This is a genomic window from Methylophaga sp. UBA1464 (assembly GCF_002325665.1).
Classification (GTDB): Bacteria; Pseudomonadota; Gammaproteobacteria; order Nitrosococcales; family Methylophagaceae; genus Methylophaga.
Genome location: NZ_DCSO01000057.1, coordinates 2,066 through 12,417, shown reverse-complemented (window position 1 = coordinate 12,417; position 10,352 = coordinate 2,066). Strand labels below are relative to the sequence as shown.

Here is a 10,352-nt window from a genome sequence, read left to right as displayed (position 1 = left end):
TTAAGAAACGTTATGAATTTTTATCGACTTAAAATTTACACACCAAAAAAACGATAGAAATAACGTAGTTTTTCCTGAGCTTCTTCCAGCGAAATCTGTGTAAATCTCACTTCGGTATTGGCTTGCTGTTGCGCCAGTAAAAAAGCATCGAGCACAAACAAGGTACCCAGTTTGGGATAGCCGCCCATGGTCTGGCGATCTTTGAGCAGGATAATTGGCTGACCATCCGGGGGCAGCTGAATAGTGCCATAGGCAATGCCTTCGGAAATAATACCTTGTACATTGGGAATAATCGGTTCGCCTTCAAGCCGGATCCCCATGTTATTACTGTGCATCGAAATGCGATAGGTCCAGTGATAGAGCTTTTCCTGTTCTGCTATATCAAAGTGATCGGTTTGGTCGGTGGGAATCACACTGAGAATTAAAGGTTGTTGATAATCCGGGATAAATAACGGCGGAACATGGGTTTTTAATCTGGGTCGGTTTTGACTGCACGGTAAAAAGTCATCTGCTTTTAAGGGATTACCATCGCCATCAATGCCACCCATTTTTTCGCGCATCACCGTGGCAACAGACCCGAAGCATGGCTCAAACTGAAAACCATCCTGTATCGCCAGATAGCTGCGGATACCTGATTTGGCATGAGCAAAGCTGAGTATATCGCCGGTGCTTATTGGGTGTGTTTGCCAGTTTTCCAAAGGCTCGCCATTAATGCTGGCCTGCATATCAGCGCCGGTGATGGCGATATTGGTATTGGTTAATGCTTCAAGTTGCAAGCCACCAAAGCAAATTTCCAGCGCTGGGTGATTGGGCCGGTTATCCAATAAGCGATTGGCCCATAAAAACGCATGTTCATCAGCTGCACCGCCGGGGGAGAGGCCAATATGTTGATAGGCAAAGCTGCCCAAGTCCTGCACCAGCGTCAGGATGCCGGGTTTGAGGACTTTTAAACCCTGCTGCTTCATTCCAGCTGACCGCCTGCCAGCAGAAATTCAGCCTTACTGACCGGGATAAATTGCACTCGATCACCTGGTAACACAGGGCATAATTTTGGACTTTGCCGATCAAACATTTTCATGGTGGTACGCCCCAGAATGTTCCAACCGCCGGGTGTGTTAATGGGGTATACCGCTGTTTGTTGATCGGCAATCGCTACCGAACCAGCAACGACATTGGGGCGGGGCGTTTTCAGTCTTGGTGTAGCGAGTTGATTGGAGACATTGCCCATATAAGCAAATCCCGGTGCAAAACCGATGGCAAAAATTTGATAGATGGTGTCACTATGGCGTTGAATGACTTCATCAATGCTGATCTGATGAAAGTCGGCCACATGGTGCAAATCAGGTCCGACATCAGGGTGATACCAAACCGGAATTTCAATCAATTTGCCCATTTCAGCATGGTTGGTATTCAAGTTTGAAAGGTGTTGCTGAATTTTATCCTGGATGCCTGGAAAGTCATTTTTCCGTGGGTCGTAACAGAGCATTAACGTAGTATAGCTCGGTACAAGGCCCCGAATTTCTTCCTGTAATTCTTTATGCAGCCGTTTAGTCGCGGCGCGAATCACGGGCACCAGATCGGTGTTTATCTGTTCACCAAAGCGAATCAATACTGCGTCAGGGCCTGCCTGTTCAATCTGAAACATGATCAGCAGCGGTATAGTTTGTTGAACGTATTACGGATATGTCGAACGGCCTTAACGGATTCGGCATTATCGCCATGGACGCATAGCGTATCGGCATCGAGCTTCAATCGCTGACCATTGCGGCTGATGACGCTGCCTTCGGTGGCCAGTAATAACGCCTGTTCAAGGATTTGCTGCTCCGAACGAAACACAGCGCCTTCCTGATTTCGCGGACGTAACAGACCGTTATTTTCATAAGCCCGATCAGCAAAGGCTTCGAATAGTAATTTGATACCAAACTCGGCCGCAATGGATTCGGTTTTGCGATTATCAGTTGATGCCAGAACCATTAAGGGCAGATTGCTATCGTAGGACGCTATCGCCTCCAATACTGCTCGCAGAATATCGGCATCACGCATCATATCGTTGTAGAGCGCACCATGCGGTTTGACGTAACTTACATGGCTGTCATGTGCCCTGCAAATACCATCCAGTGCACCAATCTGATATTGCACCATCGAGATAATTTCCAGAGGTGTGCATTGCATACTGCGACGGCCAAAACCAATCAGATCCGGATAACTTGGATGGGCGCCAATCTGAGTTTGGGATTGTTTTGCTAACAGCACCGTCCGCGTCATGGTAAGCGGATCGGAAGCATGAAAACCACAGGCGATATTGGCCATGTCCACCAAGGGCATCACCTGTTCATCCATCCCCATTGACCACGGTCCAAGACTTTCGCCCATATCACAATTAAGCAGCAGTTTTTTGATTGGGGGCTGGCGTTGGTTCATGGCTTGGCATGTTCAGCAAATTAAACGGTAGGTAAAGGATACACGCTTATTTTAGTGACAGAAATTAAGTCTTGGTTAGAAATAACATTTAATAGGTGGTTTGCTTATTTAGCGAGGTAATTCCTGCGGCATGAACTTATAAAAAAACCGATTTGTCACAGGTTTATTCGCTTGGCGTCAGCATCATAAAAAACTGAACAAGTGTGATTAATATCAAGCCAAGCGTTTGCCAGGAGAGAGTAGCTAACGTCAAAACGATGGGCTGTTTTCTGTTCGAAAATAATTAATTGATAACAATCAAGGGCAGGTGCTTATGGTATCCAACGATCTAAATAATAGTTCGACGCCTAACTGGGCCAGTATTCTTGGCGTAGTGGCGATCATGCTAGGCGTCTTTCTGACGGCGATGCATGGTACAGAGTTAATGAAACAATCTGTTATGACCTCAAATATGCCGGTTTCGGGGGTAATGCCTGAAGCCGATTGTCCTTTAGGTGAGCTTGATGAAGAAGGTATCACGCTAGAGCAGTGTGAATTTCTTGTTGATTATGTTCAAGGTATTGCACAGTCTACCCCCGACTGGTTTCCCGACACGATGATGAAACTGGCTTTAGTCGGTACATTACTTGCGTTTGCCTCAGTCATCATTGGTGGGGCATTAGTGAATTACACCCCGTGGTCTACGACGGCCGCCATCGCAGTGTTTATCGGACTGGCGGCAGTTGATTTGCTGCAGTTTGCTGCTGTGGTGATGACAGGGCCTTTATTGCGGGATATGTACCTGTGGAGCATCCTGCTGTGGTTCCTTCTGCACTTAATGTTACTGGTCGGCGCTATTGCAGGTCGGCATACCGAAGCGGCACGCATCCAACGCGACGTTGCCTGATTCTCACAAATAATTAATTGGAAGATAATTATGCAAAGACAAGGTTTTAACAGAGCGGTCGTTGTCCTTCACTGGTTGCTGGCCGTTTCAATATTTTTTCTCTTTATTTCCAGCTGGTGGATGATGGGCCTGCCATTACCCTCTGAAGAGCTGCAGTTCCGGGCATTCCCGTTCCAATTGCACAAGAACATCGGCTTGACGCTGGTAGTACTGTTGATCGTAATGCTTTACATGCGATTTAAATATCCACCTGCACCACCGTCGGCACAGGATATGACACCGTGGATGCATAAGTCAGCGATACTGGCGCACATTGCCATTTACGGGCTTATCTTTTTTGTCTGTATCAGTGGTTATCTCTCTTCGGCACATACCAAGTGGGATACAACTGTTTGGTGGTTATTTACGCTGCCACGCATTGCTGAAGCCAACGAAGATATGAATGAGTTCTGGGGTGAATTACATACCTATTCAGCATGGATTCTGCTGGCATTGATTGCGGTGCATGTCAGCGGGGCGATTTACCATTCCTACCGGAATGACGGCATTATCAGACGCATGATGCGGTGGTAATAAGCACGACTCGTGAAACAGAAAGGGCCGCTAAGCGGCCCTTTTTTTATCGGACAAGCTCAATCGAAATTTTCAAGGTTGTTGCAAATGTTCAATCAACGCCTGATGAAATCGATCCGGATCCTGGATTTGGGGTGAATGGCCTAAATCCTCAAACGTGACTAAAGTGGCATCCGGAATTCTGTCTGCAACTTCCCGGCTGATTTTAGAATAGTTACCAAGTGCAGATCGCTTATCCTCCGGGGCCAGGTTTTTACCGACCGCCGTATTATCTTTTTCGCCAATCAGCAGCAGAGTGGGCACTGGCAGATTCCCGAATTCATAAAATACCGGCTGAGTCAGTACCATGTCGTAGGTCAGCGCTGAATTCCAAGCGACACTTTCCTGCCCCGGGCCTTGAAATAGTCCGGCCTGCATATTAACCCAGCGATCATATCCCGGTTCCCAGGTTCCGGCGTAATAAGTACTTTTCTGGTATTGGCGAATGCCGTCGGCATTGGTTGTTAATTCACCTTGATACCAGTCATCAATTTCACGGTAGGGCACACCTTTGGCCAGCCAGTCTTCCAGACCGATAGGATTGACCATAACCAATTGTTCAACCTTTTCAGGATTAAGTAATGCATGACGGGTTGCCAGCATGCCACCCATCGAATGGCCCATGATGATGTAGTTGTCAATATCCAGTTGAGCAAGTAAGGCGCTGGTATTGGCAGAGAGTTGATGAAAACTGAACTGATAATGTTCGGGCTTGCTGGATTTACAAAAACCGATCTGATCCGGTGCGATAACACGGTAGCCATTGTCTGTCAGAAAGTGAATAGTCTCTTCCCAGGTGGCGGCGCAGAAGTTTTTACCATGCAGTAACACGACGGTACTTCCACTAGGTTTTTCAGGTTGAATATCCATGTAAGCCATTTCATGTTGCTGGCCCTGAGAGGCCAGTCGAAATATTTTTACCGGAAAAGGATAGTTAAACCCCTCCAGCTGGGGACCGTAGGTTTTCTGTTCAGCCAGAACAGGAAAGGCAACCACGAAAAACACTATGTAAATAAAACGGGACATTGCTGTTTTCTCCCAAAAATTCAATAGACCCTTGTGAGCCCGAGAGTTCGATGCAAATAGCAAAATGCCCGCGAGGCGGGCATTTTAAATGGAAGCTGACTGAGAACTTAGCGTTGTTGCAGTAACTGCACAACCTCACTGCCCATAGTACGGGCTGAGTTCGGGTTTTGGCCTGTTACCAGACGCTCATCAACACTGACTTTTTCCATAAATGGAATCCATGACTTGCTGACATTAGCTCCGCGTTGTTCCAGGCGGGTTTCCAGTAAAAATGGCATATCACTGTAGAGTCTGACGATGCGTTCTTCAATATTGGTAAAGGTGCTGACCTCACGATTGGCAACCAGGTACTCGCCATCCGACAAGGTGACATTCACCAACGCTGCCGGACCATGACAAACCGCTGCCACAACACCATTATTTTCATATATTTCTCTGGTCAGACGTTGAATATCGGCATTGTCCGGAAAGTCCCACATGGTGCCGTGCCCACCGGCAAACACAATCGCAGCATAGTCGTCTGATTTGATCTCTTCCAGTCGCAATGATGTTTCCATTTTGCCCCAGTCTTCGGGCGTTTCCATAAAGCGTTTGTTGTCATCATCCGATAATTTATAGCTACCGGGATCCATTGGCGGTAATCCCCCTTCAGGGCTGGCAATATCAATCTCAAAACCGGCCGCTTTTAATTCGTAATACGGGTGCGTGACTTCAGACAGGAAGTAACCGGTATCCTTTTTACTGGAGGCTTCATCTTCACCAATATAGCCATGGCTGGTGACGACGATAAGTACTTTATCGCTGGCCATGGCTGTCAGAGACAGCATACCTAACACGATAAACAGCAAGGGCTTAAAAAAACGATAGATGGTATTTGTCATGATATGTTCTCTCTCTGGTTGAGTATAAGCCGCTTTATCGTTGTTATTAAATGAAATCAGGTCGCGGCAAAACAGTTACTACTTATAACAAAATACGTTCATGGTTTAGTTATTGATTGCGGATATCAGCAGTCCGATGATCCAGCTGATGAATACAATCAGTAGAACCAGAATGCCCAGTAATAATCCAATAAACAAGATGTTTTGAATCAATGATTTGCGGTAAACCTGTTTGGGTTGTTGCTGATAATCGTCCAGTAAGACGACATTACGCTTGTTGGCTTTCCAGACAAAGTCAAATACATCACCAGCAACAGGAATAGCACCCAATACCGTGTCGATCACCATATTGATAATCATTCTGCCCAATATCATTCGTGGCACACCCAGTTGGTGAGCTTTGTAAATAATGACGCTGGATAACAGTCCACCAATAAAATCGCCGATACCCGGTATCAGACCAATAAAACCATCCAGACCGATTCTATAGCCACCGGGCAGGGGGATACTCTCATCCAGAAACCAACTTAAACGTTCGATAAAGCGACTTTTTGTTTTCATGACCCGCTATCCCTTTCCATTGGCATCACCTCATTCAAGCCTTGACGATAAAACTGATAACGCAATGGTGACTGAGGTTTCCTAATTCACCTTTGAGTGATAGTTAACCATTTTTTACCGGAATGTTTTTTAATTTCAGTCAGCATGAATTTTAATACGATTTAAGTACTTGTCTTTTATGGATAAATACCTTAAAAGTAAATTTGTTTATTCACTAGGAATGGCATGGGGGGCGTGGGATGAAACAGCTCAAAAAAGTAATGTTCGGCTTTTTTTGTTTTAGTTTTATGACAACAGCAATCGCCGACGATTTTGATATTGTAGGTCTTAAATTAGGGATGAGTTTTGATGAAGTGCAACAGACGCTATTAACGCACGGAGCAAAACCGGAAAGTATCCAGCAGCAACATCAATATTTTCAGTACCACGACGGAGCAGAGGTCCATAAAACAGAGTCCTTCCTGCATAGCGTGACGGCCGGAAAAGATGTGATGGGAGAAAAAGGGCGGGACCAGGAGAGTTTCAATGTGTTTTTTTCACCCCCGCCTGAACAGTCAAGAGTCGTGGCGATTATCCGGACCATTAATACGCGTAATAATCCCACCACAAAAGGCCAATACATGACGGCCCTTAATGAGAAATATGGTGAACCCCAGACTATCGGCAGTCGACTGGTCTGGTGGTTTCCAGAGGGAAAACAGAGTTGTTATGCCGCTACCAATCTGGTGATGATGCCGGATATTGATCAGATTATGAATGGTATCTTTTTGTCGAGTGGTAAACGTTATTTTCTGGATCGGTTTCAAAATACCAAGCTCACCAGTATTGATGATTGTGCTGGATATCTGGTCTATGACATGGGCATGTTGCAACCTGATTCACCCGCAAATAGAGTCACTGCCACCATGATAGATGCCCCGACCTGGGTGAAAGCCAACCTGAAATCCATGGAGTGGGTTGAACAGCTGCAAACGGAAGCGACTGAAGCCAGACTTGCTGGCAGTAGTAAACCTACTTTATAAGGAATAAGCAGATGAAAAAAATACTTATTATTAGCCTGTTTTCTCTCTGGCTGACAGCCTGCGGCTCAGGGCTTGAAGGCACTTATACCGATGACCTTGGCATCTATCACTTCACGTTTGAACCGTATGGCAAAGTCATGATTCGTGAAAAAGGTCAGATGCAGGAATATGAATATAGAGTTGATGGTGACGAGGTGTTAATTGAGTTGAGTGAAGAGGACGAAGAGGTCTTGGTCATTAACGAGGATGGTTCTCTGTCACCTAAAGGGTTGAAAAATGTTTATTTGATCAAGCAGGAATGAATTCGGTAATTTAAAATTGCACTTTTGAAAAGGCGCTTTCTGCGCCTTTATCTTTAAATATCAATGAAGTTTATGAATATCACAGTAGTGACATTGCTCGGTTTCATGCTTCTAAGTTGCCCAAATTGATATTGAATTTCAAGGGGACTGACTGACCATTATTTGTTAAATAAACACCATCAGTATTCGATTCTGCCGAAATTACTGACAGGCTGTTGCCAATAGACGATATCACGTCCCACTGCCTCGGCCAGACCGGAGAGAATCAGTGGTATGGTCGACACATTAACAATCAGTTCGTATTGAGAACGCTTGCGCCTCCCCGAGACCTGCTCTGCCACGCTAAGCCCATGCTGCTGACCATGTCCGTACACGGTGTATGAGCTAAAGCCCACAATCTGCTCAATGGAAAGCAGGTATTCAACCAGATCTTCCTCAAGCTCCGGTGCAATGTTGAGCATCAGTATGCAGATTTCCTCGGCGGTTTGTTCATGCGTTGACGTGTTCATACACTGTCTCCAGAGCTGTTGAGGGGACGATGAAATGCCTTATAAATGATCGGAAGCATAAAAAGTGTCAGCAGTGTGGAGCTTATCAGTCCACTGATCACTACGATCGCCAGTGGTCGCTGAATCTCCGATCCTGGGCCGGTAGCCAGTAACAGTGGCACCAGTCCGAACGCACAGATTGTGGCTGTCATCATCACTGGACGCAGCCGACGAAGTGCTCCCTCGGTTACTACTGTGGCAATATCCAGACCTTTGGCTCGTAACTGATTGAAGTAAGTCATCATTACCACGCCGTTCAATACTGCAATACCCAGCAGGGCGATGAATCCCACCGAAGCTGGCACAGATAGAAACTCACCGGTCAGCCACAAACCGATTAGTCCGCCTGTCAGGGCAAAAGGAATGTTAGACAGAATGATTAGCGTCTGTTTAATGGAATGGAACGTCAAAAATAGCAACAGTGCGATCAATGCAAGTGCAAGTGGCACCACGAGCATTAGACGTGCGGCGGCGCGCTGTTGATTTTCGAACTCACCGCCCCATTCCAAACGATATCCATCCGGCATCTCGACATTATCTGCGATCAGCTTCTGTGCCTCTTCTACAAAGCCCACCAGATCACGTTCTGCTACGTCAGTGCGGATCACGCTGAAGCGCTGGCCGGATTCACGGGAGATAATAATTGGGCCTTCGACACGGGCAACGGTTGCTATCTCTGACAGCGGAATCTTGCCACCATCAGGCAAGTCAATAAAGCTGTCGCTAAGATGCGTCAGGCCATCACCTTCAATAGCTTCGTAGCGCAACATCAGGGGAACACGCGCGCTGCCCTCAATTACATTGCCCACGTTGACGCCTTCAATCTCCGCACGCAGACGGGTCTGCAGTGCATCAGCATCCAGTCCCAGCCGCCCGGCCATGATGCGATCGATACTCACTTGCAGATATTGAGCGCCCTCATTAAGTGTTGCAAAGGTATCAATAGCACCGGGAATAGCTTCCACTTGCGTGGCGATCTGCTGTGCGATGGAGTTTAGGGTGTCCAGGTCTGGACCGAACAGTTTGATAGCAACATCACCACGCGAGCCGGTGAGCATCTCCGATACACGCATGTCGATCGGCTGTGTAAATCCATAGTTAAGCCCAACGAAACGATCCATGACCTCGCGAAGATGCTGTTCAAGTTCTGTCTTGGTCGCGACACGCCATTCTTCGACGGGACGCAACTGCAGGAAAATATCAGTCTCGTTTAGTCCCATCGGATCCATGCCCATCTCATCTGAACCGATACGTGAGACGATGCGTGCTACTTCCGGAACCTCATCAAGAATCGCACGTTCTACCTGAAGCACGATACGAGTGTTTGCCTCGAGACTGATCGAAGGAATTGTTTCCAGCTGGATGAGAATGTCACCCTCATCCATAGTAGGCATGAAGGTCTTGCCAACCAGTGGAAACACCACAAAGCTGGCAGCCAGCAATACTCCTGCGGCTCCTAAAACCAGGGCAGGATGCAGCAATGCCTTGCGCAGCAAAGGTTCATAAGTTTTTGCCAGGGTCCGGCTCAGCCATGGTTCGGCATGAGCATCGGAGCGGACAAGGAATGACGCAATGACGGGAATCAATGTCAGGGATAACAGCAGCGATCCCAGCAGTGCGAAGACGATGGTTAACGTTACCGGGCCGAAAAGCTTGCCTTCAAGCCCTTCCAGTGTCAGTAGCGGCAGGAACACGATGACGATGATAATGATGCCGGAGGTCACAGGTGCTGCCACATCACGCACCGCACGGTAGATAATATGCAGATGTGGCAATCGTCGTATGCCGCGCTGGTGCGCAAGTGAGGAGACAATGTTTTCGACGATTACGATAGACGAATCCACCAGCATACCGATGGCGATAACCAAGCCCCCCAGGCTCATCAAATTGGCCGACATCCCCATATTTCCCATCATGAGAAATGTGAACAAGGCTGATAAGGGCAGGATGATAGCCACAGTGAGTGCGGCACGCACATTGCCAAGGAACAGACCAAGCAGAATAATAACCAAAACCACAGCTTCCAGAAGGGCAGAGGATACCGTACCTACGGCACTTTCAATTAGTACCGTACGGTCATAAAAAACTCTGAT

12 protein-coding genes are annotated in these 10,352 nt (G+C 47.1%); 4 read left to right on the top strand and 8 right to left on the bottom strand.

The features are described 5' to 3' along the window. Nucleotides 1-35 precede the first annotated feature (35 nt). From B3O33_RS07085 to B3O33_RS07075, 3 genes are read right to left on the bottom strand one after another with little or no spacing between them, the layout of a single operon-like run. A complete protein-coding gene (locus tag B3O33_RS07085) occupies nucleotides 36-965 on the bottom strand; it encodes a biotin-dependent carboxyltransferase family protein (protein WP_292363280.1) in 930 nt (309 codons plus the stop codon). After that, nucleotides 962-1,645, bottom strand: a complete 684-nt coding sequence (gene pxpB / locus B3O33_RS07080) for a 5-oxoprolinase subunit PxpB (protein ID WP_292362502.1) — start codon at nucleotides 1,643-1,645, stop codon at nucleotides 962-964. The genes B3O33_RS07085 and pxpB overlap by 4 nt, the downstream gene beginning before the upstream one ends. A gap of 2 nt (nucleotides 1,646-1,647) precedes the next feature. Continuing rightward, the gene (locus B3O33_RS07075) at nucleotides 1,648-2,421 is read right to left on the bottom strand and encodes a 5-oxoprolinase subunit PxpA (protein ID WP_136552845.1); all 774 of its coding nucleotides are present in this window, start codon (nucleotides 2,419-2,421) and stop codon (nucleotides 1,648-1,650) included. A 313-nt stretch (nucleotides 2,422-2,734) separates the two neighbouring features. Between B3O33_RS07075 and B3O33_RS07070 the strand changes: the two genes are divergently transcribed. After that, complete coding sequence (locus B3O33_RS07070; RefSeq protein ID WP_292362503.1) at nucleotides 2,735-3,307, top strand: hypothetical protein; 573 nt, start codon at nucleotides 2,735-2,737, stop codon at nucleotides 3,305-3,307. A 30-nt stretch (nucleotides 3,308-3,337) separates the two neighbouring features. Continuing rightward, entirely contained in the window at nucleotides 3,338-3,880 is a 543-nt protein-coding gene (locus tag B3O33_RS07065; RefSeq protein ID WP_136552849.1) for a cytochrome b, read from the top strand. 72 nt (nucleotides 3,881-3,952) lie between these two features. On the opposite strand, the gene B3O33_RS07060 is transcribed toward B3O33_RS07065, so the two are convergent. From B3O33_RS07060 to B3O33_RS07050, 3 genes are all read right to left on the bottom strand, one after another. Continuing rightward, complete coding sequence (locus B3O33_RS07060) at nucleotides 3,953-4,945, bottom strand: alpha/beta fold hydrolase (RefSeq protein WP_292362504.1); 993 nt, start codon at nucleotides 4,943-4,945, stop codon at nucleotides 3,953-3,955. A gap of 107 nt (nucleotides 4,946-5,052) precedes the next feature. Beyond that, nucleotides 5,053-5,826 (bottom strand): type 1 glutamine amidotransferase domain-containing protein, encoded by a 774-nt coding sequence (locus B3O33_RS07055; protein ID WP_292362505.1) that lies wholly within the window; start codon nucleotides 5,824-5,826, stop codon nucleotides 5,053-5,055. A gap of 105 nt (nucleotides 5,827-5,931) precedes the next feature. Then, entirely contained in the window at nucleotides 5,932-6,387 is a 456-nt protein-coding gene (locus B3O33_RS07050; protein ID WP_136552855.1) for a DUF4112 domain-containing protein, read from the bottom strand. A 239-nt stretch (nucleotides 6,388-6,626) separates the two neighbouring features. On the opposite strand from B3O33_RS07050, the gene B3O33_RS07045 reads away from it, so the two are divergent. Together B3O33_RS07045 and B3O33_RS07040 are read left to right on the top strand one after the other, a co-directional pair. Then, nucleotides 6,627-7,409 carry a hypothetical protein gene (locus tag B3O33_RS07045; protein WP_136552857.1) on the top strand — a complete coding sequence of 261 codons (783 nt, stop codon included), beginning with the start codon at nucleotides 6,627-6,629 and terminating at the stop codon, nucleotides 7,407-7,409. 11 nt (nucleotides 7,410-7,420) lie between these two features. After that, a complete protein-coding gene (locus B3O33_RS07040; RefSeq protein WP_292362506.1) occupies nucleotides 7,421-7,711 on the top strand; it encodes a hypothetical protein in 291 nt (96 codons plus the stop codon). A 179-nt stretch (nucleotides 7,712-7,890) separates the two neighbouring features. Here the strand turns inward: B3O33_RS07040 and B3O33_RS07035 are convergent, their stop codons facing one another. Then, nucleotides 7,891-8,220, bottom strand: coding sequence for a DUF3240 family protein (locus tag B3O33_RS07035; RefSeq protein WP_292362507.1), 330 nt, complete (start codon nucleotides 8,218-8,220; stop codon nucleotides 7,891-7,893). Further along, a partial coding sequence (locus B3O33_RS07030) for an efflux RND transporter permease subunit (RefSeq protein ID WP_292363279.1) occupies nucleotides 8,217-10,352 on the bottom strand: 2,136 nt, incomplete at its 5' end. The genes B3O33_RS07030 and B3O33_RS07035, both read right to left, overlap by 4 nt.

Excerpts from the sequence above, each read along its gene's own strand:
- B3O33_RS07070 (WP_292362503.1), top strand. The coding sequence starts at position 2,735 with ATGGTATCCAACGATCTAAATAATAGTTCGACGCCTAACTGGGCCAGT.
- B3O33_RS07060 (WP_292362504.1), bottom strand. The coding sequence starts at position 4,945 with ATGTCCCGTTTTATTTACATAGTGTTTTTCGTGGTTGCCTTTCCTGTT.
- B3O33_RS07050 (WP_136552855.1), bottom strand. The coding sequence starts at position 6,387 with ATGAAAACAAAAAGTCGCTTTATCGAACGTTTAAGTTGGTTTCTGGAT.
- B3O33_RS07065 (WP_136552849.1), top strand. The coding sequence starts at position 3,338 with ATGCAAAGACAAGGTTTTAACAGAGCGGTCGTTGTCCTTCACTGGTTG.
- B3O33_RS07075 (WP_136552845.1), bottom strand. The coding sequence starts at position 2,421 with ATGAACCAACGCCAGCCCCCAATCAAAAAACTGCTGCTTAATTGTGAT.
- B3O33_RS07085 (WP_292363280.1), bottom strand. The coding sequence starts at position 965 with ATGAAGCAGCAGGGTTTAAAAGTCCTCAAACCCGGCATCCTGACGCTG.
- B3O33_RS07045 (WP_136552857.1), top strand. The coding sequence starts at position 6,627 with ATGAAACAGCTCAAAAAAGTAATGTTCGGCTTTTTTTGTTTTAGTTTT.
- B3O33_RS07035 (WP_292362507.1), bottom strand. The coding sequence starts at position 8,220 with ATGAACACGTCAACGCATGAACAAACCGCCGAGGAAATCTGCATACTG.
- pxpB (WP_292362502.1), bottom strand. The coding sequence starts at position 1,645 with ATGTTTCAGATTGAACAGGCAGGCCCTGACGCAGTATTGATTCGCTTT.
- B3O33_RS07040 (WP_292362506.1), top strand. The coding sequence starts at position 7,421 with ATGAAAAAAATACTTATTATTAGCCTGTTTTCTCTCTGGCTGACAGCC.
- B3O33_RS07055 (WP_292362505.1), bottom strand. The coding sequence starts at position 5,826 with ATGACAAATACCATCTATCGTTTTTTTAAGCCCTTGCTGTTTATCGTG.